The sequence below is a fragment of the Streptomyces sp. YGL11-2 genome (genome assembly GCF_050054615.1).
GTDB lineage: Bacteria > Actinomycetota > Actinomycetes > Streptomycetales > Streptomycetaceae > Streptomyces.
Genome location: NZ_JBNHIN010000045.1, coordinates 26,167 through 27,664 on the forward strand (window position 1 = coordinate 26,167; position 1,498 = coordinate 27,664).

Sequence of the window (1,498 nt, forward strand, 5' to 3'; positions counted from 1 at the left end):
GTGGCTCAGTAGGCGGAGTTGACGTTGTCGATGGAGCCGTAGCGGTGGGCGGCGTAGTTGGCCGCGGCGGTGATGTTGGCGACCGGGTCGGTGAGGTTATCGGCGGTGCCCGCGACGTGGTAGGTGTCGAAGGTGGGCTGGATCACCTGGAGCAGGCCCTTCGACGGGATGCCGTTGACGGCGTTGACGTCCCAGTCGTTCACCGCGTTGGGGTTGCCGCTGGACTCCCGCATGATGTTGCGGTGCAGGCCCTCGTAGCTGCCCGGTATGCCCTTGGACTTCATGATGTCCAGCGCCTGGCGGATCCAGCCGTCGAGGTTGTTCGCGTAGCGCGGGGCGGCCGGCTTGGGTGCGGCCGGACGCTCGGCGGAGCGGCTGGCGGCCTGCTCGGCGGTGTGGCCCTGCTGGGCGACCGCGGTGACCTTGATGCGGTCGGCGACGGACGCGCTCACCGGGCGCTGGACCTTGGCGCTGTCGGCCTTGGCGGGCATCCCGTTGGCGCTGACCGGCTTGACCGCGGCGGAGGCGTGCGCGGCCGGGGCGGCGTGGACCGGGGCCGCGGTGACGGCCAGCCCCGTGGTGGCGCCGGCGGCGGCGAGAACGGCCACGGCGACCTTGTGGGTGCGGGTGACACGGGCGATCCGGGCAGCGCGGGGCAGGGCGAAACTGGGCATACGGGGGTGACCTCTTCCAGGTACGGGGGACGGCGGGGTGGCCGTCGTTGGCGCGTTCGGACCGAGGCTCTTCGCGTCGTGCCCGCCCTCAGGGCGTTGGGCGCAGACCCGCTCTCGGTGCGACGGGATCCATGGTTAACGGCCGACCCGATTCGTGGCAATAACCCCTTGTACTACCTCTCTTCGTGAGATGAAGGGGAATGCCCGTTTTGCTCCGATATTCGCCCCGTATTTCGGGGCGCGGCACGCCTCGGTGTCGACTAGGCGGACTCGTACGTGACGTACGTCGCGTGCCCGGGGTCACCTGTCGGAGCCCTTTCGAGCCCCTCCGGCACCCCTGGAAAGTTACCTGGCTCACACCCTGAATTGCCGCCGGGAATCCGCCAGTTCGTCCTTCGGGGGGCGGCGGGAACGGGCGCGGCCCGGCGGATCGGTGCGTGCGGCGGTGCCGCTGGTCCGTTCGTAGCAGCATCCGGGCTGTCGGGCTGCGCCTCGCCCGGGGGTCCCGGAGAGTGAGACCACACGCAACCGTCACTCACCGTAGGGGAATGCTTATGTTCCGTCGTTCCGCCGTCGTTCTCGCCGGTCTCGCCGTCGCCGGAATCCTCGGCACGGGCTCCGCCGGCGCGGCTCCCGTCGACCACCACCGCGACTACCGCGACCACCACCAGCGCGACCTGACCCCCAGGGAGCGCGAGGGCCTGCGGGTCGCCGGCCATGTCCTCGACTCCCTCTTCGGCGGCCCGCCGCGCGGCTGGAACCGCTACTGAAGCCGGCGCCGACATCAGCGCCAACGGCACTGGCCCTGACCGCACTTCGCGGTC

Annotated in this window: 2 protein-coding genes; one reads left to right on the plus strand and one right to left on the minus strand. The window is 70.8% G+C overall.

Annotation, left to right across the window (positions count from 1 at the left end; translation table 11 throughout):
• Nucleotides 1–5: 5 nt before the first annotated feature.
• A complete protein-coding gene (locus ACO1BR_RS34040) occupies nt 6–674 on the minus strand; it encodes a transglycosylase SLT domain-containing protein (protein WP_426798964.1) in 669 nt (222 codons plus the stop codon).
• Nucleotides 675–1,228: 554 nt separating this feature from the next.
• Here ACO1BR_RS34040 and ACO1BR_RS34045 point away from each other — a divergent pair.
• A complete protein-coding gene (locus ACO1BR_RS34045; RefSeq protein WP_426798965.1) occupies nt 1,229–1,444 on the plus strand; it encodes a hypothetical protein in 216 nt (71 codons plus the stop codon).
• The last annotated feature ends 54 nt before the right edge of the window (nt 1,445–1,498 follow it).

Excerpts from the sequence above, each read along its gene's own strand:
- ACO1BR_RS34045 (WP_426798965.1), top strand. The coding sequence starts at position 1,229 with ATGTTCCGTCGTTCCGCCGTCGTTCTCGCCGGTCTCGCCGTCGCCGGA.
- ACO1BR_RS34040 (WP_426798964.1), bottom strand. The coding sequence starts at position 674 with ATGCCCAGTTTCGCCCTGCCCCGCGCTGCCCGGATCGCCCGTGTCACC.